Source organism: Mesorhizobium sp. WSM4306 (assembly GCF_007003975.1).
Taxonomy (GTDB): domain Bacteria; phylum Pseudomonadota; class Alphaproteobacteria; order Rhizobiales; family Rhizobiaceae; genus Mesorhizobium.
The window spans coordinates 311152-337419 of record NZ_VFTC01000001.1 but is presented as its reverse complement, the minus strand read 5'-3'; the positions used below and the strand labels follow the sequence as shown (position 1 = coordinate 337419).

The following is a 26268-nucleotide window of genomic DNA, read 5'->3' as shown; positions in this document are numbered from 1 at the left end:
TCTCCCTCGGGTTTGGTTTCGGTCCTGTAGCTTTTTGCGGCCGGCAGCGCCATGCTTGGCGGCGGCGGTTTTTTGCGCCAGAAGCGTTTTCCCACAGCAGCGGCGGGACGCGAACTGCTTCCCGTGACGTTATGTTTGAAGAGGAACCGGTTTGGCATCACTATGGCGTTATCTTCTTGCGGGCCTTGGTCTGGCCGCCTTGCTGGCCGGCATACTGGCGATCGTCTATCTGACCGCGCCGCAATCGGCGCCAGGCCCGGATATTTCGCGCTCGAAGAAAACGGCGAACGGCTTGTTTGTCGCCAGTTTCCAGCCGGAGCGGGGCGTTATCAAACAAGGCGAGCTGCAATCCTGGCTGCTCACCCTGAAGACGGTCAAAGGCGATCCTGTGGAAGGTGCGGCGATCTCGGTCTCCGGCGGCATGCCGCAGCACAATCACGGCCTGCCGACCAGTCCGCAGGCGACCGACTATCTGGGCGAGGGGCGATACCGCATCGAGGGGCTGAAATTCACCATGAGCGGCGTGTGGCAGTTGCGCTTCGCCATTTCAGCCGCAGCCGGTTCCGACACGGTCGTCTTCAACGTGGTGCTGTGACCAGATGAACCGCCTGTTGCGCTTTCTGGCACTGGCGGCGGTTTTGCAGGTTGCCGCCTGCGGCAAGCCGGATTTTTCCGATGCCGAGAAGAAGACCATTGCCGCGCTGGCGCTGAACGCCTTGCCGGCGCTGAAGCCCGATGCCACCAACCGCTTTGCCGACGTGCCGGCCGCAGCGGCTTTGGGCTCCACTTTGTTCTTCGACCAGGGCATGAGCCATGACGGCAACGTGTCGTGCTCGACCTGCCACAAGATCGACCGGCAGTTCCAGGACGACCTGCCGCAAGCCATCGGCGTCGGCCGCACCAACCGGCGCTCGATGCCGCTGGCCGGTGTGGCGCGCAATCCGTGGTTCTTCTGGGATGGACGGCGCGACAGCCTGTGGGCGCAGGCGCTGACGCCGCTGGAAAACCCGCTCGAGCAGGCGGGAAACCGCGCCGCCTTCGCGCATTACATCCAGAAGCGTTTCGGCGCCCGCTACGAGCGCATCTTCGGGCCGCTGCCTGACCTTTCCGCTGTGCCGGCCAACGCCAGCCCGCTTGGCAATGAAGCCGAGCAAGCCGCATGGAAGGCGATGACTGCGGCCCAAATGGACGACGTCAACCGCGTCTTTGCCAACATCGGCAAGGCGATCGCCGCCTTCGAACGGTCGATCGAACCGGCGCAGACGCGCTTCGACCGTTTCGCCATCGACCTGGCGTCCGGCGCCAAGCCGAAAGCCGACGATGCCTTTTCGCCGGAGGAAATGCTCGGGCTGAAACTGTTCATCGGCAAGGCCAATTGCGTGACCTGCCATAACGGTCCGCGCTTCACCGACAACAGTTTCCACAACACCGGCGTGCCACCGGTCAAGGATTTGCCGCTGGATCGCGGCCGCTTCGATGCAGTGGCGCAGGTTGAAGCTGATCCGTTCAACTGCTTCGGCGCGTTCCGCGATGGTGACGCCGGCGCCTGCGGCGAACTGCGCTTCATGGTCAAGGACGCGCCCGAACTGATGCGCGCCTACAAGACGCCGTCGTTGCGGGGCGCGGCGACGAGGCCGCCCTACATGCATGCCGGACAGTTCTCATCGCTGGAGGAGGTGGTGGCGCATTATTCGGCGGCACCCGCTGCTGTCGAGGGCACCTCAGAGGTCCACCCGCTGCAGCTGTCGGACCGCGAGCGCGCGGCGCTGGTGGCGTTTTTGAAGACGCTGTCGGACTGAGGAGTCAGCGGTCCTTCACCGTCTCCATCGCCACGAAGGTCGAGGTCTGGGCGACGTGGGGGAGGGCCGAGATGCGCTCGCCGAGCACGCGGCGGTAGGCGGCGATGTCGGTGGTGCGGACTTTCAGCAGATAGTCGAAGCTCGACGCCATCATGTGGCATTGCTCGATTTCCGGCACGGCCTGCACCGCGCGGTTGAACGCGTCGAGGGCGGCCGAGCGCGTATCCGACAGTTTGACCTGGACGAAGGCGACATGGCCTTCGCCCATGCGCTCGCGATCGATGATCGCCTGGTAGCCTCTGATGTAGCCGTCCTTCTCCAAGCGCTTTACCCGCGCCTGCACCGGCGTCTTCGAGAGGCCGACCTTGCCGGCCAGCTCCGACATCGACAACCGCCCGTCGCGCGCCAGCGCCGACAGGATGTTTTTATTGATGCGGTCCAATTGGTCTTCTGTCACCGACATTGCAGTCCATTTGATGGAAATTGATCGCAATGATAGATCGATCGGCCTGTCATGTCGATTTCTTTAGACCGGATGAAAATACGGCTCTGTGCTAGCTTGCGCCATTCGGTCCGGCGACCGCCGGCCCGCTCCCAGATGCTCGCTCCGCAGGGACCGCCATGCCGCTCGACACCATCCGCCAGCAGATCCGCGCCAACTACCTGCCCGACGAAGACGCCGCGGTGAAGAGGCTTGCCGAAGCAACCGGGCTTTCCAGCGAAGACCGCGATGCGATCTCGGCCCGCGCTGCCGATCTGGTGCGGGCGGTGCGCGGCTCGTCCGACCCGCGGCTGATGGAGGTTTTTCTCTCGGCCTATGGCCTTTCCACCAAGGAAGGCGTGGCGCTGATGTGCCTGGCCGAGGCGCTGCTGCGCGTGCCCGACACCGAGACCATGGACGACCTCATCGCCGACAAGATCGCGCCGCATGACTGGTCGGCGCATTCGGGCGGTTCGAGCTCGATCTTCGTCAATGCCTCGACCTGGGCGCTGATGCTGACCGGCCGTGTGCTCGACGAGGGCGAGGGCGGCATCGAAGGCACGCTGCGCTCGATGGTTCGGCGGCTGGGCGAACCGGTCATCCGCAAGGCGGTCGCCGCCGCCATGCGCGAGATGGGCGAGCAGTTCGTGCTCGGCCGAACCATTGCCGAGGCGATCAAGCGCGGCCGGCCGATGATCCAGAAAGGTTATCTCTATTCCTTCGACATGCTGGGCGAGGCGGCCCGCACCGAGGCCGACGCGCTGCGCTATCTCAAGGCCTATGCCGACGCCATTTCCTCGCTCGATTCAGGCTCGAACGGTCCGGATATCCGGCAGAACCACGGCATCTCGGTCAAGCTGTCGGCGCTGCATCCGCGCTATGAAGAGGCGCAGAAGGAAAAGATGCTGCCGGTGATGGCTGAGCGGCTGCTGTCGCTGGCGCTGGCCGCGCGGCATTCGCGCATGGGCCTCAACATCGACGCCGAGGAAGCCGACCGGCTGGATCTGTCGCTGGATGTCATCGAACGCGTGCTGTCCGAACCGGAGCTCGCCGGCTGGAACGGCTTTGGCGTCGTCGTCCAGGCCTATGGGCCGCGTGCGGCCTTCACCATCGACTGGCTCTATGCGCTGGCGAAAAAGTACAACCGCAACATCATGGTGCGGCTGGTCAAGGGCGCCTATTGGGACACCGAGATCAAGCGGGCCCAGACGCTCGGGCTTTCCGGCTACCCCGTTTTCACCCGCAAAGCCAACACCGATGTTTCCTACGTCGCCTGCGCCAAAAAACTGCTTGGCATGACCGACCGCATCTATCCCCAATTCGCGACCCATAACGCCCACACCGTTGCCGCCATCCTGTCGATGGCTGACAGCCGCGACGCCTTCGAGTTCCAGCGTCTGCACGGCATGGGCGAGGCGCTACACGAGACGGTGCGCAAGTCCGAAGGCACGCGCTGCCGCATCTATGCGCCGGTCGGCGCGCACTCCGATCTGCTTGCCTATCTGGTGCGCCGCCTGCTCGAGAATGGCGCCAATTCCTCCTTCGTCCACCAGTTGACCGACGAGGATGTCGAGCCGGAGGATATTGCACGTGATCCGCTCGAAACGGTCGAGAACCAGGGTCCGGCCGCCAATCCGGCAATCGCGCGTCCGGCGACGATCTTCGGCGCCGCCCGCCGCAATTCGAAGGGGTTCGACATCACCGATCCGGTGACGCTGGCGGCGATCGACAAGGCCAGGGCGGCCTTCGCCGGGCCTGAGCGCTGGCATGCCAAGCCGATCACGCGTGCGGCCGGCTACGGCAAGCAGCGCCCGGTGATCAATCCGGCAAGACCCGACGAGGTCGTCGGCACGGTCAGCGAAGCCGCCGCCAAGCAGGTCGCGACGGCCGTGCGCTTTGCGGTGGAGGCGCAGCCTGCCTGGGCAAAGCGGCCCGTCGCCGAGCGTGCCGCGATCCTCAACCGCGCCGCCGATCTCTATGAGGCCAATGCCGTCGAGTTCTTCGCGCTCGCCACCCGTGAGGCCGGCAAGTCACTGGCCGACGGCGTCGCCGAAGTACGCGAAGCCGTCGACTTCCTGCGCTACTACGCTGCCGAGGCAGCGAACAACGAAGCGGGCACCGAGGCGCGGGGCGCCATAGTCTGCATCTCGCCTTGGAATTTCCCGCTCGCCATCTTCACCGGCCAGATCGCGGCCGCGCTCGTCACCGGCAATTCGGTCATCGCCAAGCCAGCCGAACAGACGCCGCTGATCGCCTTCCGCGCCGTCGAACTGTTGCGCGAAGCCGGCGTGCCGGAAGACGTCATCCAGCTTCTGCCTGGCGATGGCCCGTCGGTCGGCGCGCCGCTGACTGCGGATCCGCGCATTGCCGGCGTCTGCTTCACGGGCTCGACCGAGGTTGCAAAACTGATCGAGAAACAGCTCGCCGAGACGGCCGCGCCCGACGCTATGCTGATCGCCGAGACCGGAGGCCTCAACGCCATGATCGTCGATTCCACCGCACTGCCCGAACAGGCGGTGCGCGACATCCTGGCGTCTGCCTTCCAGAGTGCCGGCCAGCGCTGCTCGGCGCTGCGCGTGCTCTATGTGCAGAAGGACGTCGAGAAGAAGATGCTGGAGATGCTGAAGGGCGCCATGGAAGCACTCACCATCGGCGATCCCTGGCAGATATCGACCGATGTCGGTCCGGTCATCGACGACGAGGCACAGAGTTCGATCCGCGAGTATTGCACCACGATGGGCATTCAGGGGCGGCTGATCGCCAAGCTCGAAGCGCCGAAAGATGGCCGCTTCGTCGCGCCGCATGTGTTCCGCGTCAAAGGCATCGAGGAGATGGAGCGCGAAGTGTTCGGCCCGGTGCTGCATGTCGCGAGCTTCGAAGCCGACGGGATCGATGCCGTCATCGCCGCCATCAACCGCAAGGGCTATGGCCTGACCTTCGGCCTGCACACCCGCATCGAGGGCCGCGTCCAGCATTTCGTCGACGGCATCCATGCCGGCAACATCTATGTCAACCGCAACCAGATCGGCGCCGTCGTCGGCTCGCAGCCCTTTGGCGGCGAGGGGCTTTCGGGCACCGGGCCGAAGGCCGGCGGTCCGCACTATCTTCGGCGTTTCCGCAAGGGACCGGAGGCCGGCACCGAGATTACCGACGGCCACAAGGTGACGGCGACCGAGCTCGCCGACAACCTGCCTGATCCGAACCTTGGCGGCTGGTCGACGCGGCCGGACCGCATCGCCATTCTGAGAAAGCATCTGCGCGGCAAGGGTGCGGCAGCGATAGGCGCTGCCGCCGGCATCGATTTCGGCCAGGTCGATCTGCCCGGACCGACCGGCGAGGCCAACACGCTGTCGCTGTCGCCGCGCGGCCGGGTGCTGTGCCTCGGACCTGACGCCGACACGCTGCTTGCGCAGACGATCCAGGCGCTGGCCGCCGGCAATGCGGTGCTGGCCGTGGCTCCGGGCGCGCCGGCAGCCCTGTCGGCGCTGACCGGTAAAGGCCTGCCGCTGGCGGCCATAGACGGCCGGCCCGACCCGGTCGAGGCGCGTTCGCTGCGCGTCGATGTTGTCGCCTTCTCGGGCAAGCCGGAAGCAGCCCGCATCGTGCGCAAGGTCATCGCCAACCGGAGCGGCCCGATCGTGCCGCTGGTCAGCGAAGTGCTTAACCCGGCGGCCTATGCGCATGAACGCGCCGTCTGCGTCGACACCACCGCTGCCGGCGGCAATGCCAGCCTGCTGGCGGCGGCGTAGGGGACTTTTCGTGGCTCGCTTGCTTGCGTCGGGTTGCAAGGATATGCGCTGATATAGACAGCAACTCGAGTGGGCCAGGCCGAACAGATGGAAGAGAAGCGCCCACCGTTTGAGCTACCACGCGTGGCCGTGGTCATCACCTGCTACAATTACCGGCCCTATGTCGAACAGGCGATCCGTTCAGTGCTGGCGCAGACCTACCGGAATTGGGACTGCGTCATCGTCGACGATGCCTCGACCGACGGCTCGGCCGAGCATGTCCGCCAACTTCTCCAGTCAATCGGCGACCCGCGCCTGCGTCTCCTGGTGCGGCCACAAAATGGCGGCCAACTGGCGGCCTTCCGCGACGGCTTTGCCGCTGCTGACGCGCCTTTTGTGACGTTCCTTGACGCCGACGATGTCTGGCTGCCGAATTTTCTCCTGGCGCATATTTCGGCCCATCTCAATGCAGTGCGCTCTGCGGCGCTGTCCAGTTCGGACGTGTTCCTGGTCGAAGGCGACCGAACATTGCTGGGCGGCACCTATGCCCTGCTGCGCAAGCCGCGTCCGAAGCCGGATGGCCTTGGGACCATCATCCCGGCCGGCAAGCAGCTTGGCGAGATGGCGCCCGATCTCGCCTATACATCGGATCATCCGGTCACCTATTTTGGGCCAGGGGTCTATGGCTGGATGTGGGCGCCGACATCATCGATGGTTTTCAGACGTGGCGCACTGGAACCGGTTCTGGCGTTCCCCTTCAAGACCAGGATAGGGACTGACTATCTAGCTGCAACATGCGCGCATCTGTCGGCCGGCAGCCTGCTCTTGTCGGAATGTCTGGGCCTCTATCGTCTGCACGGCGCCAACGCATCTGCCGGCGTCTCCTATGCCGGAGGCCATGTGCAGCAATCGGCGGCCTATCGCAGGCATGAGATCCCGTTGGGTACGGATGTTCTCGACTATGTGCTCGCCAATGCGGAGCGGCTCGGTGCCGTCAATGGCCGCGATTTCGTGCCTGGATTCCTGGCGCAGCACATCAGACGCTTTGGCCGCCTGGGAGATGATCCGCGCGTGAGGCCTTTTCTGGATCGCAGAAGCCGGTTGCGATGGCTGCGCAAGCGCGTCACCCGCTCTTTGCGGCGATTGTTTGGTCGGGCCTGACAGTGGGCAGCCCTGAATGCGGCTGCCCTGAGGCTAAAATATCTCAGGCGCCCTCGACGACCGAGAAGCCTTCGAACTGCGGATGGCCGAGATAGTGCACCTTCGAGGTGCCGGCGTTGCGGTGGGCCGCGCGGAAATTCTCGGATTTGGTCCAGGCGACAAAATCCTCGTGACTTGCCCACACCGTGTGCGAGGCAAACAACGTGTAGCCCTCGGTCTCGTTGACCGGGCCGCGCAGCAAGTGGAATTCCCTGAAGCCTTTCATCTCCGAAAGGCTGGAATCGCGGTTCTTCCAGACATCCTCGAAGGCGGCCTCCGAGCCATTCTGGACCTTGAAACGGTTCATGGCGATGTACATTGGCTTCCTCTTGAATTGGTGGACAACATTTGGCGAAGGTCTACGAGGTGCTTAGAACGGGCCGATCCGCGCCCTGAACACCCAGCTTGACATGCCGGTCTCGGGTGGAATGGGCGGGAACGGGGCCTGCTGGCGTACCAGTTTCAAAGCGAATTGGTCGAGTTCTGCGGATCCTGAACTTTCGGCAAGCTGCAGGTCGCTGATGCTGCCATCGGCCATGACGACGAAAACGACCCTGGCATTGTTGAGAGCCTTTTCCTGAATCTCTTTCGAAACACGGCGGTTGGCGCGGGCAAGCTTGTTTTGAACTTCAACGCTGTAACCGGATTCCATCGCATTGCCGGCTGCGCCCTGTTTTTTACCCTTGCTGGCCGCCGCCAGCGCGTCACGTTCCTCGCCATCTGTCGCGCCAGCGTCTACCGATTCTGATGGGCTAGGCCTCGGGCTCGGGACCGGGGCCTTGGCATCAGGCAAATCAACAGGGGGCTCGTCGGCGGGCGGCGCCTCTGAACTTTGCGGTTGAACGGCCGACGATGTCGGCTTCTCAGCCGCTGGGGCGACACTTTGATCATTCGGGATCGCGGCCGTCAGTGTATTTGGAGCGACGATTGCCTGTTTGGCGGCTTCCGGCGCAGGCTTGGGTGCCGGCGGCTCCTTGACGGGTTGGGCCGCCTCGGTTGACGGCGCGGGTTGAACGGCCTCGGGCTTGGCCGGCTGCGGATCGGCCACCAAGGCAACATCGATCGCGTCAGGCGGCAGGTTTTTCAAAGCGGTGCCGACGACGTCGGCGCCCGATTGTTGGGAGCCTTCGGCTTGTATCGCATCTCCGGTATCGAACGTTCCGGCGGGTGCGACCAGGAAAGCGGCCGCAGCCGCCGCGTGCAGCAGGCAGGAGGCAACAATCGCCACCGTCCATTTGCGATCGGCCGCCGGCCGCGCAAGCGGCACGGGGGGCGCAATCGCCAGTTCGTTGCCGGCGTCGGGGAGGGGGTTGATGTCCTGCATGGTTCGCGGCCAGACCTGCCGCGAGCGAGGCCGGATTGTCAAATCAAGATCGGTTGCCGGCCATGGCAATGGAGCAGAGACCGGCCATCCCGCAGTGTTCTCAGGGAAGGTCGGATGCAGGCCCACCTCAGACGCCGAATGCGATACCGGTCTTGGTTTCGGTCTTCAGACCGCTCATGCAGGCTCCCGGCTCCACGCCGGTGCCGGCGCATTCGGTGGCGCTGTTGATCAGTACGCGGCTGAGTTTGGTGCAGTCGGTGCCGGCGAGGTCGAAGCGGGTCACCTTGGTCTTGCCGGCCGGGAGCTCCTTGAAGTCCAGCACGCTCAGGCGGTCGACGACACCGGCCTCGTTGAACAGCGCGATCTCGAAGGCCGCCTTGGACAGATCGGTGCCGAGCGCATTGTTGACGACGAAAGTCAGGCGGCAGCCCTTGTCGGAGGGCTGCGCGGCATTGAGCTCGAGGCTGAGTTGCGGCGCCGGCGCGGACTGCGCCCACGCCGGCACCAAGCCAAGCGACATCGCCAGCGTCGAGGTGAGGAGACGAAGCGATGTCGTCAACTTTATCATTGACATCAGCCTCCAAAGCGCATGGTTGCGGCCAGCTTCAGCGTGATGCCGGGTTCGTAGATGACGGCGGTGGTCCCGCCGTTCAGCGGGTTGGTGTATTTGACATCGAACAAATTGTCGGCGCGGAAGTCGACCTTCAAATTGTCGGTTGCCTGGTAACTGGCGAAGGCGTTGACCAGCGTATAATCCTTGGCCACGGGATTGCCCTTCGGCTTGCCGTTGTACTGCACCTCGCCGCCGACGGTCAGCCTGTCTTCGAGGAAACGGAAGCCGAGCTGCCCGGTGACCTGCGAGGACGGGATAGTGGCAAGGTCGGCCCGCTCACCTTCATAGGAGATGGTGTGGCCGTTGATGATGGAGGCCGAGAGCCCGGCATAGCCCCAGGCGGCATCGTAGACGCTTTCCAGTTCGAAGCCGTTGATCTTGGCCTGGGCGAAGTTCTGGTACTGGAAGCAGATCGGGATGCCGGGGCCAAACGGGCAGCCGCTGGTCGGGTCGAATGCCGACAGCGTCACGCCCTCGATATAGTCGTCGACATCGTTGTGGAAGTAGGCCGCCTTGAGCCGGAACGCGTCGCCGGATTCCAGGATGTCGTTCAGCTTGTAGTTGACGCCGAATTCGGTGGTCTTGCCGGTTTCAGGCCGCAGGTTCGGGTTGGGCAGGAACGGGAAGGTGACGCCGGCCGGATGGTTGCCGCTGATCAGCGTTTCGGTCAGCGACGGCGAGCGGTAGCCTTCGGCGTAGGTGCCATAGAATTGCAGGCCGGCCAGGCTGGCGCTTTCGAAGGGCGAGACGCCAACGGTGATGCGCGGCGACAACCTATCGCCTGAGGTTTCGTTGTCCGAATCCTTCAGGCTGTAATTGTCGTAGCGCAGGCCGGTGATGACTTCGAGCCAGTTCCAGCTCAGCTTGTCCTGGATGTAGGCGCCCGAGACGTTGCGCTTGCCCGACGGCGTATAAAAACTGTCGCCGCCCGACGTGCCGCCGGTCTCGACATTGTCGCCGACCCAGTCGCCGCCATAAGTCAACTCATGCGCGATGCCGGCGGTCTGGAAGCGCGACGTGTTCCAGATGTCGATTCCGGTGGTGCCGACATCGAAGGTCGATGTCGAGCCTGCCGGCAGCACGACGGGGAGACCGGTGACCGGATCGAACCGGTTTTGCGGCACAAGCGTGGTCAGGTCGAGATTGGTCTTGTTGTAGGAGGCGTTGATGTGGAGATCGAGCCAGCTCTTGGCGTCGTCGGTGATATTGTAGCGGGCGGTGAAGGTGTTCGACTTCAGCTCGACGTCATTCGCGGGCACGCCGCCGCTGGTTTCCGTCCAGCCATCGCTCGAACCAACCCAGCCGAGCTTCAATTCGCTGTTTTCACTCGGGCGGATGGTGGTCTTGAGCAGGCCGCTCAGCACGTCGAAGCCGGTGCCGGCGACGGTGTCGCCGCTGCCATTCTTGTAGTCGCCGTAGTCGCGGTAGACGATGTTTCCCAGGACGTCCCAGTTGTCGTTGAATTTGTAAGCGCCGCTGGCGCTGGTGGTCCAGCCCTTGCCGTTGCTTTCGTAGCGCCCCGTGACGGAGCCGGCCCAGGTCTCTACGGGCTTCAAGAAGTCCTCAGCATCCTTGGTGTCGAAGAAGACGACGCCGCCAATGGCGCCGGAGCCATAGGTGTTGGCGACCGGTCCGCGGATTACATCGACGGATTTGATGAGTTCGGGATCGACATAGAAGGTCGACTGCGTGCCGTGGTCGGAGCGCTGGAAATTCTGCCTGGCGCCGTCGACGATGACCGCGACGCGGCCGAAATCCTGCAGGCCGCGGATGTTGATGCTGGAGCTGACGCGCCGTGCGTCGGCTTGCACGGTAACGCCCGGCACGCCGAGCAGCATTTCGTTGGGTGTCGTCGCCATACGGCGTTCGAGCTGTTCCTGGTCGACATGGCTGGCGGAAGCCAGCGATTCGATCGCCGTCTCGCCGGTACGGCTGATGACGAGGATCTTGTCGAGCAGCGTTACGCCGGCGGGTGCAGGCTTGGTGTCCTCGGTCTTCTTGGAGGGGTCCGCCTGGTCAGCGGCTGGCTGAGCGGTTTGTTGAGCGCTGGCCGGCGTCGTCAGCAGCGCAATCACTGCGACCCCTGCAAGCAAAATGGCCACTGCCTTTGCCATAGGCCGATGCGCCGGATCGGCGTTTGCCAGATCCAGTCGTTCACGATTTGCCAACCCCATTGCCCCAACTCCAAATCCAGGTTCGATGCTGGCTGGCGGTGGCGCTCGCTGGCATTTTTCATTTCGTCCGGCGTCTTAAATGTTGACTCATTTGGTCCGGTAATGCATTGACTAATAAACATGACTATTCGAGTCAAGAAATGAATCGGCATTTTGCAACGCCTAGCCAGACGCCCGGCACAGGAAAGGGATCGACAGAGATGAACACCCACAATCCCAGTGACTTCCGCTACCGCGTCCGCCGTTCCGAGGAGGCGCCAACCCGTTTCGACCGGGTGCCGCTGGCGGTGCGGACCTTGTCGTCCAACACGCTGTTCCAGGGCGAGCACGAGATCGGCATCGAGCACCATGGCGCGCTCTATCGGCTCAAGATCACCCGTCAGGGCAAGCTCATCCTCAACAAGTGACGAACCAGACAGGCCAACACACCAACTAGGGCAGACAGGTAAGCAGGACATGGACCAGCGCGTAAAACCCGCTCCGCATGAAATCCGACGGGCGCGGGCAGATAATCCGAAAGCGCGCGAGCGCGATCTTGCCGCCGAGCTTGGCATTTCGGAGGCCGAACTGGTCGCCGCGCATTGCGGCGACGGCGTCGTGCGCGTCGAGCCGCGGGTCAACGATCTGCTGTCCGGTCTCGAAGCCGTCGGCGAGGTGATGGCGCTGACCCGCAACGAAAGCGCGGTGCACGAGAAGATCGGCGTCTACGACAAGGTCGTGCCCGGCACGCACAATGCCATGGTGCTGGGCGAAAACATCGACCTGCGCATCTTTCCGAAAGTCTGGGCGCATGGCTTTGCCGTGGAAAAGCGCGACGGCGGCGACATCCGCCGCAGCCTGCAATTCTTCGACGCGGCGGGCGATGCCGTGCACAAGGTGCATCTGCGGCCGGCGTCCAATCTCTACGCCTACCAGAAGCTGGTGGCGGCACTCGAATCATCGAACCAGGAGCCGACCGCTTCTGTCGCAGGTTTGGCCGAGGACGACGCCGAAACCCCAGGCGCTGCGGCCAGCATCGACGATTTGCGCGACCGCTGGAGCCGGCTGACCGACGTGCATCAGTTCTTCGGCATGCTGAAGGCGCTGAAACTCAGCCGCCGCCAGGCCGTGCGCATGGTCGGCCAGGATTATGCCTGGCTGCTCGACAATGACGCCGTCAGCGCCATGTTCCACAATGCGGCCGCCGGCGGCATGCCGATCATGTGCTTCGTGGGGAACCGCGGCTGCATCCAGATTCATTCCGGCCCGGTCAAGTCGATCAAACCGATGGGTCCCTGGATCAACGTGCTGGACGAGACCTTCCACCTGCATTTGCGCACCGATCACATCCAGGAGGTCTGGGCTGTGCGCAAGCCGACCAAGGACGGTCATGTCACCTCGCTCGAAGCCTATGGCGCCGACGGCAAGATGATCATCCAGTTCTTCGGCAAGCGCCATGAAGGCGAAGGTGAGCGCGACGACTGGCGGTTCCTCGCCGAAAACCTGCCGCGCATTCCAAGCCCGACCGCAGCCTGAGGACGACGACGATGAATTCACTGTTCAGGCTGTTGGGCCCAACGGTTGCCGCGGCCATGGGCCTTTCGCTGCTTGCCGCCGCGCCGGCGCGGGCCAGCGAGGCTGTGGCCGTGTTTGACGATACGTCGCGGATCGCGGCGATCGGCGGCTCCATCACCGAGATCGTCTACGCGCTTGGCGAAGAGGGCCATCTCGTCGCCCGCGATTCGACCAGCCGCTACCCCGCCGCCGCGATGGCGCTGCCCGACGTCGGCTACATGCGCCAGCTGTCGGCGGAAGGTGTTCTGTCGGTCAATCCGTCCGGCATCCTGGCGCTGCATGGCAGCGGCCCCAAGGAAGCGGTCGATGTGCTGAAGAAATCGAGCGTGCCGTTCATCGACGTGCCCGAGCACTACAGCCATGACGGCATTCTGGAAAAGATCCGCATCGTCGGCAAGGCGCTCGGCGTCGACGCCAAGGCCGAGACGCTTGCTGCCGAGACCAATGCCAAGCTGAAGGCGGCCGAAAAACAAACGGCATCGATCAAGGAGCGCAAGCGCATCCTGTTCGTGCTGTCTATCCAGGGCGGCAAGATCCTCGGCGCCGGCAGCGACACTGCCGGCGACGGCATCATCAAGCTTGCCGGCGCGGTCAATGCGGTCGAAGGCTTTTCCGGCTACAAGCCGATGTCCGACGAGGCCATCGTCACCGCCAGGCCCGACGTGATCCTGGCAATGAAGAATGCCGGACCGCCGATTGCAGAGGCTGAGCTGTTCGCCATTCCGTCGATCACTTCGACGCCGGCCGGGGAAGGCCGTAAACTGATCCTGATGGACGGCAGCTATCTCCTTGGCTTCGGGCCGCGCACGGCCAACGCCATCCACGATATCGCCGTCTCGCTCTATGGCAGTCAGGTCACGGACTGAGCGGATGGTGGATCAGTCGATCGCCGGCGCGGCGGGCAAGTTGGTGGCCGAAGGCGATCGTTCGGGGCGCGCGCGTCTGGTTATTTTGCTTCTGTGCCTGGTGCTTGCGCTTTCCATGTTCCTGTCGCTGACATCGGGCGCCTCCGATGCGTCGGCCGTCGGCGTCATCCGGGACTGGCTGACCGGCGCCGTGCCGGCCAATGCCGCGCTCGGCGCTCGCGACCGGCTGATCGTCTACGCCATCCGCATGCCGCGCGTACTGCTCGGCGTGCTCATCGGGGCGGCACTGGCTGTGTCGGGCGCGGTGATGCAGGGCCTGTTTCGCAATCCGCTTGCCGATCCCGGCTTGATCGGCGTTTCCGCCGGATCGAGCCTCGGCGCGGTTGCGGTCATCGTGCTCGGTACGACCTGGCTGGCGCCGCTCACTTTGGCGCTCGGCAGCATGGCCCTGCCGCTCGCCGCCTTTTGTGGTGGCCTTTCGGTGACGCTGGTGCTCTACCGTGTCGCCACACGGCAGGGGCGGACCTCGGTGGCCACCATGCTGCTTGCCGGCATTGCACTGGCTGCCCTTGCGATGGCGTTGACCGGCATCCTCATCTTCATGGCCGACGACCGGCAGTTGCGCGACCTGACCTTCTGGCAACTCGGCTCGCTTGGCGGTGCAACCTGGCCGAAGATCGCCTCCGTCGGCCCAATCATCGTTCTGGCCCTGGCGGCAATGCCGTTCATGGCCCGCGGTCTCAACGCGCTGGCGCTGGGTGAGGCGACGGCCGGCCATCTCGGCATTCCGGTCCAGCGCCTGAAATACACCGCGATCGTCGGCGTCTCGGCGGCAGTCGGCGCCTCGGTCGCGGTCAGCGGCGGCATCGGTTTCGTCGGCATCGTCGTGCCGCATCTGTTGCGGCTGCTGATCGGCCCGGACAATCGCTATCTCTTGCCGGCATCGGCGCTGCTCGGCGCCTCGATGCTGCTGATTGCCGATGCCATCGCCCGCGTCATCGTGGCGCCGGCGGAACTGCCGATCGGCATCGTCACGGCGATCGCCGGCGCGCCGTTCTTCCTCTGGATCCTGCTGCGCAAACGCGGCGTAGTCGACTTGTGAGACTTGAAACCTGTGAGGCTGGCATGATCGAAGCACGCGATGTCTCGGTGGCGATCGGCGGCAAGCGCATCGTCGCCAATGTCGATTTTACCGCGCGGCCGGGCGAGATCGCCGCCATTGTCGGACCCAATGGTTCGGGCAAGACGACCTTTCTGAAAGCCTTGTCAGGCGATCTGTCGTTTACCGGAACGGTTGTTGTCAACGGTCGCGACCTCGTCGCGATGAAGCCGGTGGAGGCCGCGACAGCGCGCGCCGTGCTGCCGCAGGCAACGACATTGTCCTTTCCCTTCACCGTCCGGGAAGTGGTCAGGCTCGGCCTTGTCGGCGGTCGTTCCGGCGTGTTGCCGGGCGAACACGGGAGGCTGCCTGAGCGGGCGCTGGCGCGGGTCGATCTCGACGGCTTTGCCGGCCGCTTCTACCAGGAGCTTTCGGGCGGCGAACAGCAGCGCGCGCAGCTGGCACGCGTGCTGTGCCAGGTGTGGGCGCCGGTGCTCGACGGCAAGCCGCGTTATCTCTTCCTCGACGAGCCGGTATCCAGCCTCGACATCAAGCACCAGCTGATCATCATGAACATCGCCCGCGATTTCGCCCGGCGCGGCGGCGGCGTGATCGCCATCCTTCACGACCTCAATCTGACGGCCATGTATGCGGACCGGGTTTTCGTCATGCATCGCGGCCGGCTCGCCGCCAACGGCTTGCCGCAAGAGGTGCTGAGCGACGATCTGATCGAGAAAGTGTTCGATTGCCGGCTGCGTGTCGGCGTGTTGCCACCGGGAAACGTGCCGTTCATCCTGCCGCAGTCAGCCGCCTAGAATCTCAGGCGGCCGGGGCGCGGCGTTCCAGCATGTCGATGCCGAGCAGATGGCGCACATTCGGGCGCGCTGCCACCATGTCGGCAATCGTGTAGCGGGAGAGCACGGCGAAAAATGCGTTGAGCGCCTCACGCAGCGCCGAGTTGAGGGCACAGCTGTCGACCAGCGGACATTCGGCCGCGTCGTTCTCGAAGCACTCGGCCATGGCGAAGCTCTCTTCGGTCACTCGCACGACGTCGAACAGGTTGATCTGCTCGGCGGGACGGCCAAGCCTGACGCCGCCATTGCGGCCGCGCACCGTCTCGACCAGACCATGCTCGACCAGCGGCTGCAGGATCTTGAACAGAAAAAGCTCCGACACCGAATAAGCGGCCGCAATCTCCGGAATGCGGCTCAGCCGTTCGGTGTTTGCCGCGCAATACATCAGGATGCGCATGGCGTAGTTGGTCTGGCGCGTTAGCCGCATCTCATTCCTCACCCAAGTGCTGGCGCATTGGCACTGCACCAGATTTTAGATTTGTGCTGGTGCGGCTTTCTCACCGGGAGTTTCGGATTCGCCCACACTGGCCTCTTGGGAATATGGCCTATACCTTGGAACAATTCCAGACTGGGATTGCATGATAGATGAATATTCCTGTCAACTTTGTGTGCGTAATCGGCATGTCTTGAGGCAAAATCGGCCGTCCGGTCATGTCACGGGCCGAAACAGTCCCTAAATACCCCTGAGATCGACGAGGATCGGCCCACAATGTCTCAATCGGCTCCGTCCCTGGCGTCCGGCTCTTTCGACACCGAGGCGGGCGCCAAGCTTTCCGCTCTGCGGTGGACAAAGTTCCTCGCCACGGCAGCACTAGCGCTTTGCGTCGTGGTCTTTGCCGTCGCCAAATCGTTCGAGGGCACTTATCCGTGGTTGGGCTTTGTCGCGGCCTTCGCGGAGGCGGCGACCATCGGCGGCCTGGCAGACTGGTATGCGGTGGTGGCGCTGTTCAAGCGACCGCTCGGCCTGCCGATTCCGCACACCGCCATCATCCCGGCGAACCAGAACCGCATCGCCGACAATCTCGGCCGCTTTATCGAGGTCAATTTCCTGGCGCCCGACCCGGTGCGCAAAAAACTCGCCGAGGTCGATTTTGCGGTGCTTGTCGCCGACTGGCTGACTGACGCCGAACGCTCTGCCGGCCTGTCGCGCTTTGTCGTGCGGCTGGTACCGCAGACGCTTGCGGCAATCGAGCAATCCGGCCTGCGCGGTTTCGTCACCAGCCGCATGCTGGAGCAGATCGACAAGGTGCCGCTGGCGCCGCTGGCGGCCGAGCTGCTGTCGGCGCTGACCGACGACCGCCGCCACCAGAAACTGTTCGATGAGTTCACCCGGGTGATCGGCAGGTTCCTGAACGACGATGAGGCGCTGGCGACCATGCGCGAAAAAATCCGCGAGGAATTGCCGTCACTGTTCAACCTGTTCCGCGCCGACGCTTATCTGTTGAAGAAAATCGTCGCTTCCGCCGGTTCGCTGCTCGACGAGGTGCGGGCCGATCCCGATCACCCGATGCGCGCCGAATTCGACCGTTTCGCGCATAGCTTCATCGAGCGGCTCAGGACCTCGAAGCAATATGCCAAGCGGGCCGAGAAACTGAAGCGCGATTTCCTGGCACGGCCGGAGGTCAAGGCGCTGGCCGGCGACATGTGGCAGAGCCTCAGTCTGTTCATAGAACAGGACGCCAAGGCGGAGAATTCGATTGTTCGCGAGCACCTCGCCAACATGTTCGTGGAGGTCGGCCGCCATCTTGCCGGCGATCCGCAGATCAGGGCCGACATGAACCAGGGCTTTGTCGTGGCGCTGGTCTCGTTCGTGGAGAGCCAGAAGAGTGGCGTGTCGACATTCATCGCCGACCAGGTCAAGCGTTGGGACCTTGCCCAGCTGACCAGGCTGATCGAGATGAACATCGGCAGGGACCTGCAATATATCCGCTTCAACGGCATGATCATCGGCGGCCTTGCCGGCCTGGTGCTTTACACGGCGGAGCTGTTGTTCCTCGCCGGCTGAAGCGGGCGCTTCGCCTTTGCACCGCCAAATTGCGTTGCGCGGGCGAATGGACACGCGGCGCGCGAGTGCTATTGTCCACAACAGGGTTCAGCATTTGCGCAAACTGGGGAGCAAGCGACCAATGGCCAAACAACCCGAATCCGATTCTTTCCTTGGTATGTTCAGCCGCTTCGGCCGCGACCTGAAGGTGCCGAATGTCGAGGCGATCCTCGCGCATCACCTCAAGAACCTCGAGGCGCTGGAGAAATCGGCACGGGCGGGGGCTGCCGGCGCGACCTCGCTTCTGTCCCGGCAGCGCGAGATGCTGCAGGACACGCTGCGCGAAATCAGCGACATGGCGCAGAACTACAAGGTGCCGGGCAATCCGCAGGAACTGATGTCGAAACAGGCGGAGTTTGCCAAGAAATCCTTCGAGGCGGCGCTGAAGAATGCCGGCGAAGTGGCCGAGCTGGTGAAGAAATCCGGCACCGAATCCGTCGAAATCCTGCGCGATCGCATCAAGGAAGCGATGGAGGAAATCCGCTCCGGTTACGAGAAGAAGAAGTGATCTTGGGCACAGCCTGACCCGGCGCCCACCGCCTCTGCACAGACGGCCGTTTGCGGCGCATGGCCATGGATGAGGCGTACCGTTCGGCGGAAAATGACGGAACGGAATCGCAACAGGCGAATTGACAGGGGCGGTCGGTTCGTGGTCCGAGGCATTTGGAGCCATCGGGAAAGCAGGAATGACGGAAATACGGCCGAAAACGCCGCCGACCTTTGAGCAGCTAAGGGCGATGGCCGGGCAGGAGCTCGGCGTGTCGGAATGGACGACGATCGACCAGAGCCGCATCAACCAGTTCGCCGAATGCACCGGCGACCATCAGTGGATTCACGTCGATCCGGAGCGCGCCAAGCGGCAAAGCCCGTTTCGCACCACGATCGCGCATGGCTATCTGACGCTGTCGATCATCGGCGCACTGGCGCTCAATCTGGGCGTCGTGCCCGAAAACACGCAGGCCGCCTTCAACTACGGCTTCGACAAGGTGCGTTTCCTGGCGCCGGTCAGGGTCGGCGCACGAATCAGGCTGCGCTCGACACTTTTGTCGGTGGAGGACAGGGGGCCGGGCCAGTATCTGATGAAGGCCGCCAACACCGTCGAGATCGAGGGTGAGCAGAGGCCGGCTTTGACCGCCGAAACGCTGGTCATGCTCTATGAGCGCCGCAAGCGGGCTGCAACTTAAGCACCCTACCTTCGATCACGATGGCTGTTGCCGCGACGATGACCTGCCGGCGGCGCGGGCCGACAGCAGCGCCAGGAACAGTGCAGCCACCGCCAGGGCTGTCGCCGTCTGAAAGGTGACCTGCATGCCGTGGGCGGCTGTCGCTGAGGCCAACTGACTCTCCCGTCCTCCAGCCGAGGCTACCGCAAAAATGGCGCCCATCAGCGATGCGCCGGTGATCAGGCCGAGATTGCGTGACAGATTGAGCAGGCCGGACACGACGCCGCGCTCACCGGCGGCGACACCGCTCATGACGGCGGCGTTGTTGGATGTCTGGAACAGGGCGTAGCCGAAGCAGGTGACGGCGATCGGCATGACATAGCTGGCAATGCCGAGTTTTGTCGCGGCGAGCGACAAAAGGAAAGTGCCGGTGGCGAGGCCGAGCAACCCGGCAACCATCATCCGGTGCGTGCCGAGGCGATCGGTGAGGCGGCCGGCGATGAGCGCCGAGAGCGCCGATACCAGCGGACCGGTCGACAGCACCACGCCGACCATCGCGGCGTTGAGCCCGAGCCCGCGCGACAAATAGAACGGCGCGACCACCAGGGTCGCCATCATCACGGTGGCGACGATGAGGTTCATGGCGAGGCTGGCACTGAGCCCGATGTCGTACAACCGGGCAAGCCGGATCAACGGATTCTTCGCCCTCGTTTGCGCAACGCCGAACAGAACGACGCCGATGCCGGCGGCGATCAGCAGGCCGATGTTGGGCGTGCCGAAATGGCCCCGGCCGAGCGTCATCGCCAGCGCATAGGCGGCGAGCGTAAAGGCGAGCAGCACGGTGCCCACCGCATCGAAGCTGCCTCGATCGACTTCGGTAGCCTTGCCGCGGGCAGGCAGGGCCAACCAGGCGAGGGCGAAGGCCGCGACGCCGAGCGGGATATTGACGAGGAAGATCGCCCGCCAGCCGAAGCCGGCGATGAGAAGGCCGCCGAGCGACGGGCCGAGCGTCGTACCGATCGCCGACATGGCACCGAGCAGGCCCATGGCGCTGCCGGTTCTCTCCTTGGCTACGGTCTCCGCGACAAAGGCCAGCGTCAGCGCCATCATCAGCGCCGCGCCAAGCCCTTGCACGGCGCGCGCCGCGATCAGCAGCCAGAGCGTCGGCGCCAGGCCGCAGAGTACCGAGGCCAGCGTGAACAGCGCGATGCCGCCAAGCAGCAGAGGCCGGCGGCCGAACATGTCGGCCAGCCGTCCGGCGCTGACGATCAGGGTGGTGATGGCGAGCAGGTAGGCGAGAACCACCCATTGCACCGACTGGAACGACGCGCCGAAGGCCTGCATCAGCGATGGCAGGCCGACGCTGGCAATGCTGGTTCCAAGCGACGACAGCAGCGTGGCCAGCGACAGGCTTGCCAGCGCCAGGACTGCGGACTGGACCTGCTGCGGCGCCGATGCGCGTTCGTTTCCAGTCTGTTCGGCAATTGCCATAGCGATCTCCTTCTTTCCGGTCCGGGAAACGGACCTGTTGGAGATCTAATTTCTTCAGCGGCATGGCGAAAGGCGCAGCATTTGCATCTTATTCGTGCATCAAACGCCATGTCATGTGTTACAATCCGCTGATGACATCGCCCGATCTCAATCTGCTGTTCGCGCTCGACGTCCTTTTGGCCGAAGGCAGCGTGGCGCGCGCCGCTACCCGGCTGCGGCTCAGCCCGTCGGCGATGAGCCGCACGCTGGCGCGACTGCGGGAAGCAACCGGCGATCCGCTGCTGGTTCGCGCCGGCCGGGGCCTGGTTCCGACCCCACGCGCGCAGGAATTGCGGCAGCAGGCCGGCCGCGTCGTTGGGGATGCCGAGGCGTTGCTGCGCCCTGCCAGGCTTCTCGATCTTGCGAAGCTGGACCGGATCTTCACGCTGCGCACCAATGAAGGGTTCGTCGAGGAGTTTGGACCTCGTCTTGTCGCCCTCATCCAAGCCGAGGCGCCCGGCGTGCGGCTGCGCTTTGCGCCCAAAGCCGACAAGGACGCCGCCTCGCTGCGCGACGCTGCGATCGACCTGGAAATCGGCGTTGCAGGCGAAACCGGACCTGAAGTGCGCATACAGGCGCTGTTTCGCGACCGCTTCGTCGGCGCGGTGCGAGCGGGTCACCCCTTGAGCGAAGGCGTGGTGACGCTCGAACGCTATGCCGCCGGTCGCCACATCAGCGTTTCAAGGCGCGGCCGGGAGAGGGGACCGATCGATGAGGCGCTGGCACAGCTTGGCATGCAACGGACCGTGGTATGCATGGTTTCCGGTTTCTCGGCAGCACTCGCCATGGCGCGCGCTTCCGGTCTGATCGCCAGCATCCCCGAACGGCATACGCAAGGCGCACGCGCCGGCATGGTCAGCTTTCCACTGCCGGTCGCAACCGTCGAGGTCACCATCTCGATGCTGTGGCATCCGCGGCTCGATGCCGACCCGGCGCAACGCTGGCTGCGCGACTGCGTGCGCGAGGTCTGCGCGGCCTCTCGGTGAGCGATCAGCGCGTCATTGCCGTCTCAAGCACTTTGAAAATCCGCTCGTCTCCGCACTGGGCAACGTTGAAGCGCAGGAAGCGGCTGGCGGTGCCCGACAGGCTGAACGCATTGCCCGGCGCCAGCACGATGTTGTCGGCAAGTGCGCGGCGGGCGATGTGGGCCGCATCGACACCGTCAGGCAGGCTGCACCACAGGAACAGGCCGGCGGGCTGGTCGATCCAGGGGGTGATGCCGATCGCCTTCAGGCGCGCGCCCGTCTCGCCCATGGCGCGGGAAAGGCGCGCCCGCAGCAGATCCATGTGCTTGCGGTAGCTGCCGTCCCTGAGCAGCGCCAGCACCAGCTCGGCCGCCAGCCGGCCGCCGCCGAAAGTGGTGGCGATCTTGAGGTCGGTGAGCTGTTCGATCCAGTCGCGCGGTGCGGCGATGAAGCCGCAGCGCACAGAGGCCGACAGCGTCTTGGAGAAACTGCCGATGTGGACGACGCGGTTGAGGCCGTCGAATGCCGCCAGCCGGGGCGCGGGACTGTGCTCGAAATCCGCGAAAATATCGTCCTCGACAATGGTCAGGTCCGACTGGTCGGCGAGCTTCAACAGCCGGTGCGCCGTGACCGGCGACAGGATCGCGCCGGTCGGGTTGTGGATGGCGGAATTGGTGATGTAGAGGCGCGGCTTGTGCTCGGCTAGCGCCTGCGCGAACAGCTCGATGTCCGGCCCCGATTGCGTGTAGGGAACGCTGACGACCTTGGCGCGGTGGGCACGCAGCAGCGCGTGAAAATTGAAATAGCAGGGATCGTCGACCAGCACGGTATCGCCGGGCTCGATCAGGAACCGGCACAGGAGATCGATGGCCTGCGTGCCGGATTCCGTCAGCATGATCTGCTCGGGGGAGACGTCGATGCCATACCCGGCCATACGCCGCGTCAGCAATTGCCTGAGCGGCGGCAGGCCGAGCGGCGTGCCGTAATCGGCGAGGTCGACATCGTCGGCTCGCGCCACAGTGCGCAGCGCCCGGCGCAAGGCGGACTGCGGCATCCACGCGGCCGGCATCCAGCCGCAGCCGGGTTTCAGCATTTCGGCACCGGCTTCCAGGGACTGGCGCGACACCCAGAGCGGGTCGACCGCACGGTCGAGCCGCGGGCCGATCTCGGCCAGCGACAAAGGCGCCAGCGACCCGGCGGCATAAAAGCCTGAGCCCGGCCGCGAGCGGATCGCGCCTTCGGCGGCAAGCCGCTCATAGGCCTCGACGACGGTTGACTTGGACACCTGCATGGCTTTGGCGAAAGCGCGGATCGAAGGCAATCGCGCGCCCGGCGTCAGGCTGCGCGCGGCAATCCGCTGACGAATGGTCGCCATGACAGTTTCGACCAGCGTGGTCGCGGCAAGGGCGTCTGCACGGTTGGTTTCGAGAGCGAGTTCGGTCATCTGTATTGCTCAATCGACCATTACAGTTTTGAAAAATTGTACCGCATTGTCTCTGGCAGTTCCATACCCTCCGGCCCGATAGAGGGCGGAAGCAATGGAGCCTGGAATGGACAAGAGCGCGAGCGGCTGGGTGAACGGATTCGTGGGCGTGTTGATCTTCAGCGGCTCGCTGCCGGCGACGCGTGTGGCGGTGGCGGATTTCGATCCGACCTTCCTGACTTCGGCCCGCGCGGCGATTGCCGGACTGCTCGGTCTGGCGATGCTCGTCCTGTTCCGGCAGAAACGCCCTGAGCGCGGCGACTTTGTGTCGCTGGTGATCGTGGCCCTTGGCGTGGTTGTTGGCTTTCCCTTGCTGACGGCGCTGGCGCTCAAGCACGTAACCTCTGCCCATTCCATCATCTTCGTCGGTCTGCTGCCGCTGGCCACTGCGATCTTCGGCGTGCTGCGCGGTGGTGAGCGTCCGCGGCCTGCCTTCTGGCTGTTCTCGTGCATCGGCAGCGCGCTGGTCGCGGGCTTTGCCCTGATGCAAGGCGTGACGGCGTCACCGGTCGGTGATGGCCTGATGCTGGCCGCCATCATCGTCTGCGGACTGGGCTACGCGGAAGGAGCCGCGCTGTCGCGCCGGCTCGGCGGCTGGCAGGTCATTTGCTGGGCGTTGGCGATCTCGCTGCCGATCATGCTGGTGCTGACGTTCGCGACGCTGCCGCCATCCTTTGCCGCGGTCGGATCAAACGCCTGGATCGGGCTCGCCTATGTCTCGCTGTTCAGCATGCTGATCGGCTTCGTGTTCTGGTATCGGGGTCTGGCGCAAGGCGGCATCGCCGCCGTCGGGCAGCTGCAACTGCTGCAACCCTTCTTCGGCCTGGCCCTGGCGGCGACACTGCTGCACGAACAGGTCAGCCCGCTGATGGTGGTGGTCACGCTCGGCGTGGTGGCCTGCGTGTTCGGCGCGAAGAAGTTTGCGCGCTAAGTTTACTGCTGTGCTCACTGAGGCGGCTTGCGTATGTACTCTAAGCCAGGACATTCGGAGGAGTCGGCGGCTTTCTCGCGATCCTCATAACGCTTGACGAATTTGCGCCCCGTCCACTCAAAATCTTGACGCACGCACACGGCATTTTCGGAAGGTTCCACCCAGGCAACCCTCATTAACCGACTTCCCACGTGGTATTCCAAATCCAACTGGTAGCCCCCCGGAATCCAAAAGAGCTGACCGGTCCGCAAGTCAATCATGCGCGCAGCAATGCAAGCGGTACCGCAATTGACCAGTACGACGGAGAAGTGGCCGGCGAAATCGGCGCCGTGTTTCATTGCTTCGCGAATATCCGGTTTAACTGCCTTCACCCAAGAATCATTAGGGTGAATTTGGATGTTCTTCGCAGCCTTCTTTTGAAAAATCTTTGCCGGAAAATCTTCAAACCGCAGGGTGGATTCCTTCGCCGTTTCCGGATTGTTGGAAGTGGAGGCGCCCTGACTTGGCGCCTGGACCCCATCCGCAACTCCACTGTCCTGTGCCCAGGCACTGAGCGTAGCCCACAGCAGCAAAAGGCAGAGCAGAAAAAGTCTCATTTCCGGCCTTGGTGAAGACACAGGATGGCATCAACCTATGCGTGTTCTTTGGTTTATATCTACTCAAGATTGTATGACAGTCTTGCTTTGGTTGTAAAGCTGTAGAGCAAATCTTTTTGTCGGATGGCTATCCGAACTTCGTCACCACCCCAATGCCGATCCCCTCAAAACCGCCCATCGCCATCAAGGCCGCCGGCGCCTCGTCGAGGCTGATCTTCTTGCCGACCAGCAGTTCCGGCTTGAGCTTGCCGGTGCGGATCATCTCCATCATCGCGGGGTAGCGGTAGGCCTGCATGCCGTGGCTGCCGAGGATTTCGAGCTCGAAGGCGATCACCTTGTCCATCGGCACTTGCGGGCGGGCATGTTCGCCCAGCATCAGGCCGACCTGCACGTGGCGGCCGCGCCGGCGCAGATTGGAAATCGAGTTGAACGATGTCGTCGGGTGGCCGAGCGCGTCCATCGACATATGCACGCCGCCATTGGTGATCTGCTTGACCGCCTTGACCACATTCGGCGTCTTGGCCGCATTGATGGTGGCCACGGCGCCGATCTTTTTGGCGAACTCCAGCTTTTCGTCGGTGAGGTCAATGGCAATGACATTGGCGCCCATGGAACTGGCGATCATGATCGCCGACAGGCCGACACCGCCGCAGCCATGCACCGCCACCCATTCACCCGGCGTCACTCGCCCCTGGTCGACGATGGCGCGAAACGAGGTGACGAAACGGCAGCCAAGGCTGGCGGCGGTGGCGAACTCCATCTCCTCGGGCAGGCGCACGAGATTGGTGTCGGCATGCTCGATGGCGACATATTCGGCGAACGAGCCCCATGCGGTGAAGCCCGGCTGGAACTGATGCTCGCAGACCTGATGATTGCCCGATGTGCATTCGAAACAGCGGCCGCAACCGCCAACGAACGGCACGGTGACGCGGTCGCCCGCTTTCCAGCGTGTCACCCGCTTGCCGGCAGCGACGACGATTCCGGCCAGTTCGTGGCCCGGTACATGCGGCAGGGTGATGCCGTCGTCATGGCCCATCCAGCCATGCCAGTCGCTGCGGCAGAGCCCCGTCGCCTCAACCTTGATGACGACGCCTTCCGGCGCCGGCTTCGGATCGGGCACGGTCTGGATTATCGGCGTCTCGCCAAATTTTTCGAAGACGACGGCTTTCATCGGGTGGTCCTCATGCTCTGCGGCAGCAACATTGCGCTGCTATTCCGCATCTATCTGATTCTCGGGCGCTGCCTTCTGAAAGGCCGGCAGCGCCATGCAGGCGGCGTGGATGCGCGAGATCGTCGGGTAGGGAGTCAGGTCGACGCCGAAGCGGGCGTTGCTGGCGATCTGGGCAACCAGGCAGATGTCGGCCAGGCCCGGCTCGTCGCCGTGGCAGAATGTGCCGGTCTCTGGCGACGAAGCCAGAATCTTTTCAAGCGGCTGAAAGCCTTCGTTCACCCAGTGCCGGAACCAGTTGACGACGTCCTGGTCGCCGGCGCCGAACAAAGTGCGCAGCGAGGTCAGCACGCGCAGATTGTTCACCGGGTGGATGTCGCAGGCGATCATCTGCGCCAGCATTCGCACGCGGGCACGGCCGAGCGCGTCCTTCGGCAGCAGCGGCGGTTCGGGATTGGTCTCGTCGAGATATTCGATGATCGCCAGCGACTGCGTCAAAAGCGTGCCGTCTTCAAGGATCAGCGCCGGCACCAGCGCTTGTGGATTGACGGCGCGGTAGGCTGGCTCCAGATGGTCGCCATGACGCAGATGATGCGGCACGTACTCGTAGGCCAGGCCCTTCATCTCCAGCGCGATGCGCGCGCGGTAGGAGGTGGAGGAGCGGTAGTAGTTATGGAGGACGAGATCGCTCATCGG

Annotated in this window: 26 protein-coding genes; 14 read left to right on the top strand and 12 right to left on the bottom strand. The window is 63.9% G+C overall.

What is annotated here, in order from left to right; all coding sequences use genetic code 11:
- Positions 1 to 151: 151 nt before the first annotated feature.
- Positions 152 to 595 carry a FixH family protein gene (locus FJV77_RS01765; RefSeq protein ID WP_142865141.1) on the top strand — a complete coding sequence of 148 codons (444 nt, stop codon included), beginning with the start codon at positions 152 to 154 and terminating at the stop codon, positions 593 to 595.
- A 4-nt stretch (positions 596 to 599) separates the two neighbouring features.
- Positions 600 to 1799 (top strand): cytochrome c peroxidase, encoded by a 1200-nt coding sequence (locus tag FJV77_RS01760; protein ID WP_142865140.1) that lies wholly within the window; start codon positions 600 to 602, stop codon positions 1797 to 1799.
- Between the two features lie 4 nt (positions 1800 to 1803).
- On the opposite strand, the gene FJV77_RS01755 is transcribed toward FJV77_RS01760, so the two are convergent.
- Entirely contained in the window at positions 1804 to 2256 is a 453-nt protein-coding gene (locus tag FJV77_RS01755; RefSeq protein ID WP_142865139.1) for an Lrp/AsnC ligand binding domain-containing protein, read from the bottom strand.
- A gap of 164 nt (positions 2257 to 2420) precedes the next feature.
- On the opposite strand from FJV77_RS01755, the gene putA reads away from it, so the two are divergent.
- Positions 2421 to 6029, top strand: a complete 3609-nt coding sequence (gene putA / locus FJV77_RS01750; RefSeq protein WP_142865138.1) for a bifunctional proline dehydrogenase/L-glutamate gamma-semialdehyde dehydrogenase PutA — start codon at positions 2421 to 2423, stop codon at positions 6027 to 6029.
- Positions 6030 to 6152: 123 nt separating this feature from the next.
- Entirely contained in the window at positions 6153 to 7169 is a 1017-nt protein-coding gene (locus tag FJV77_RS01745) for a glycosyltransferase (protein WP_246691110.1), read from the top strand.
- A gap of 43 nt (positions 7170 to 7212) precedes the next feature.
- Here FJV77_RS01745 and FJV77_RS01740 read toward each other — a convergent pair whose 3' ends face one another.
- From FJV77_RS01740 to FJV77_RS01720, 5 genes are all read right to left on the bottom strand, one after another.
- Entirely contained in the window at positions 7213 to 7527 is a 315-nt protein-coding gene (locus tag FJV77_RS01740) for an antibiotic biosynthesis monooxygenase (RefSeq protein ID WP_142865136.1), read from the bottom strand.
- A 51-nt stretch (positions 7528 to 7578) separates the two neighbouring features.
- Positions 7579 to 8532 (bottom strand): energy transducer TonB, encoded by a 954-nt coding sequence (locus FJV77_RS01735; protein ID WP_142865135.1) that lies wholly within the window; start codon positions 8530 to 8532, stop codon positions 7579 to 7581.
- A 127-nt stretch (positions 8533 to 8659) separates the two neighbouring features.
- Positions 8660 to 9100 carry a hypothetical protein gene (locus tag FJV77_RS01730; protein WP_142865134.1) on the bottom strand — a complete coding sequence of 147 codons (441 nt, stop codon included), beginning with the start codon at positions 9098 to 9100 and terminating at the stop codon, positions 8660 to 8662.
- A 5-nt stretch (positions 9101 to 9105) separates the two neighbouring features.
- A complete protein-coding gene (locus FJV77_RS01725) occupies positions 9106 to 11259 on the bottom strand; it encodes a TonB-dependent hemoglobin/transferrin/lactoferrin family receptor (protein ID WP_142865133.1) in 2154 nt (717 codons plus the stop codon).
- Complete coding sequence (locus FJV77_RS01720; protein ID WP_142865132.1) at positions 11217 to 11471, bottom strand: hypothetical protein; 255 nt, start codon at positions 11469 to 11471, stop codon at positions 11217 to 11219. The genes FJV77_RS01725 and FJV77_RS01720 overlap by 43 nt, the downstream gene beginning before the upstream one ends.
- Positions 11472 to 11519: 48 nt before the next feature.
- Here FJV77_RS01720 and hemP point away from each other — a divergent pair, with 48 nt between their 5' ends.
- From hemP to FJV77_RS01695, 5 genes are read left to right on the top strand one after another with little or no spacing between them, the layout of a single operon-like run.
- Positions 11520 to 11726 (top strand): hemin uptake protein HemP, encoded by a 207-nt coding sequence (gene hemP, locus FJV77_RS01715; protein WP_142865131.1) that lies wholly within the window; start codon positions 11520 to 11522, stop codon positions 11724 to 11726.
- 49 nt (positions 11727 to 11775) lie between these two features.
- Complete coding sequence (locus FJV77_RS01710) at positions 11776 to 12834, top strand: hemin-degrading factor (protein WP_142865130.1); 1059 nt, start codon at positions 11776 to 11778, stop codon at positions 12832 to 12834.
- Between the two features lie 11 nt (positions 12835 to 12845).
- Positions 12846 to 13739 (top strand): hemin ABC transporter substrate-binding protein, encoded by an 894-nt coding sequence (locus FJV77_RS01705; protein WP_142865129.1) that lies wholly within the window; start codon positions 12846 to 12848, stop codon positions 13737 to 13739.
- 4 nt (positions 13740 to 13743) lie between these two features.
- Positions 13744 to 14841, top strand: coding sequence for an iron ABC transporter permease (locus FJV77_RS01700; RefSeq protein ID WP_142865128.1), 1098 nt, complete (start codon positions 13744 to 13746; stop codon positions 14839 to 14841).
- 23 nt (positions 14842 to 14864) lie between these two features.
- Positions 14865 to 15653: a heme ABC transporter ATP-binding protein gene (locus tag FJV77_RS01695; protein WP_142865127.1), complete on the top strand. Its 789-nt coding sequence runs from the start codon at positions 14865 to 14867 to the stop codon at positions 15651 to 15653.
- Between the two features lie 4 nt (positions 15654 to 15657).
- Here the strand turns inward: FJV77_RS01695 and rirA are convergent, their stop codons facing one another.
- The gene (gene rirA / locus FJV77_RS01690; RefSeq protein WP_142865126.1) at positions 15658 to 16119 is read right to left on the bottom strand and encodes an iron-responsive transcriptional regulator RirA; all 462 of its coding nucleotides are present in this window, start codon (positions 16117 to 16119) and stop codon (positions 15658 to 15660) included.
- Between the two features lie 282 nt (positions 16120 to 16401).
- On the opposite strand from rirA, the gene FJV77_RS01685 reads away from it, so the two are divergent.
- The 3 genes from FJV77_RS01685 (at position 16402) to FJV77_RS01675 (ending at position 18920) form a co-directional block, all read left to right on the top strand.
- Positions 16402 to 17697: a DUF445 domain-containing protein gene (locus tag FJV77_RS01685; RefSeq protein WP_142865125.1), complete on the top strand. Its 1296-nt coding sequence runs from the start codon at positions 16402 to 16404 to the stop codon at positions 17695 to 17697.
- A gap of 121 nt (positions 17698 to 17818) precedes the next feature.
- Complete coding sequence (locus FJV77_RS01680) at positions 17819 to 18244, top strand: phasin family protein (RefSeq protein WP_142865124.1); 426 nt, start codon at positions 17819 to 17821, stop codon at positions 18242 to 18244.
- Between the two features lie 178 nt (positions 18245 to 18422).
- Entirely contained in the window at positions 18423 to 18920 is a 498-nt protein-coding gene (locus FJV77_RS01675; RefSeq protein ID WP_142865123.1) for a MaoC family dehydratase, read from the top strand.
- A gap of 15 nt (positions 18921 to 18935) precedes the next feature.
- Here FJV77_RS01675 and FJV77_RS01670 read toward each other — a convergent pair whose 3' ends face one another.
- Positions 18936 to 20390, bottom strand: coding sequence for an MFS transporter (locus FJV77_RS01670; RefSeq protein WP_142865122.1), 1455 nt, complete (start codon positions 20388 to 20390; stop codon positions 18936 to 18938).
- Between the two features lie 131 nt (positions 20391 to 20521).
- On the opposite strand from FJV77_RS01670, the gene FJV77_RS01665 reads away from it, so the two are divergent.
- A complete protein-coding gene (locus FJV77_RS01665; protein WP_142865121.1) occupies positions 20522 to 21415 on the top strand; it encodes a LysR family transcriptional regulator in 894 nt (297 codons plus the stop codon).
- A 4-nt stretch (positions 21416 to 21419) separates the two neighbouring features.
- Here the strand turns inward: FJV77_RS01665 and FJV77_RS01660 are convergent, their stop codons facing one another.
- On the bottom strand, positions 21420 to 22838 hold the full coding sequence (locus FJV77_RS01660; RefSeq protein WP_142865120.1) for a PLP-dependent aminotransferase family protein: 1419 nt from the start codon (positions 22836 to 22838) through the stop codon (positions 21420 to 21422).
- 106 nt (positions 22839 to 22944) lie between these two features.
- Between FJV77_RS01660 and FJV77_RS01655 the strand changes: the two genes are divergently transcribed.
- Entirely contained in the window at positions 22945 to 23808 is an 864-nt protein-coding gene (locus tag FJV77_RS01655) for a DMT family transporter (protein WP_142865119.1), read from the top strand.
- 14 nt (positions 23809 to 23822) lie between these two features.
- Here FJV77_RS01655 and FJV77_RS01650 read toward each other — a convergent pair whose 3' ends face one another.
- The 3 genes from FJV77_RS01650 to maiA form a co-directional block, all read right to left on the bottom strand.
- Positions 23823 to 24404: a hypothetical protein gene (locus tag FJV77_RS01650; protein WP_142865118.1), complete on the bottom strand. Its 582-nt coding sequence runs from the start codon at positions 24402 to 24404 to the stop codon at positions 23823 to 23825.
- A gap of 127 nt (positions 24405 to 24531) precedes the next feature.
- Positions 24532 to 25575, bottom strand: coding sequence for a zinc-dependent alcohol dehydrogenase family protein (locus FJV77_RS01645; RefSeq protein WP_142865117.1), 1044 nt, complete (start codon positions 25573 to 25575; stop codon positions 24532 to 24534).
- A 39-nt stretch (positions 25576 to 25614) separates the two neighbouring features.
- Positions 25615 to 26265, bottom strand: coding sequence for a maleylacetoacetate isomerase (gene maiA / locus FJV77_RS01640; protein ID WP_142865116.1), 651 nt, complete (start codon positions 26263 to 26265; stop codon positions 25615 to 25617).
- Positions 26266 to 26268 lie beyond the last annotated feature (3 nt).